At 46.2% G+C, this 734-nt stretch carries 1 protein-coding gene; it reads right to left on the minus strand.

Annotated features, from left to right (window positions below):
- Nucleotides 1-664, minus strand: a 664-nt coding sequence (locus tag AC0QH1_RS05015) for an RpnC/YadD family protein (RefSeq protein WP_324629817.1), incomplete at its 3' end; no start/stop codon positions are given.
- Between the last annotated feature and the right edge of the window lie 70 nt (nt 665-734).

Here is a 734-nt window from a genome sequence, read left to right on the forward strand (position 1 = left end):
GACCCTGCTGCAAAATTTCTTGGTACCAGGGAGATTCTCGTAACACGGCCATATCCCACCTCATAATTTGTTGAACTAGGGGTATTTCTAAGACAAAGGTAGCAAAAAATGCCAGTAAGGGTTCTAATTCATCGAGTTGCTCGTTGCTTCGTAACAACTGCAAGGCGCGGCGCACGGTGGATTCCTCTCCACCATTTCTTAAAATGGGCACAAAGGGAAGCAGGGTGGGAAGGGGTTGTTGCAAAGCAATTTCTGCCTCGACTTCCCACAGATTAATCACTCGATAATCCTGTCGCGCTTGCAATCCTCGAAACTCGGATTCGTAGCCATTGGCAATGGAAACCGATGGTCCCGGGGGCAAGATATTAATCAGAACGGGATAAGTGGGCAGTTGGTAACGTTCTTCGGCTAATGCGGCATAAGCGCGCATTCTTCGCGGGATTTTGTTATTGTAGCGTAATTGCAATTCATTGAGGACTAAAAATTCCCCCTCTTCCGGGGTATAGGCACGCACCAATACATCGCTTTCCCGACTGACCCACTGAAATTCGGAGGCGATAATATCTCGCACCTCTACTTGTTGAATTTGCGTTACCCATTGCACCCACAGTTCTGGTGCCAGACTAATCAGGCGTTTGCTGCCAATATCTGCTTGTTTGACCATACAATTGAGTGATTACTTTGAGGTTAATCATTGTTATTTTATGCGGTTGGTCAACAATTAAATTGCAGAA

The sequence above is a fragment of the Phormidium sp. CCY1219 genome, from assembly GCF_055795085.1.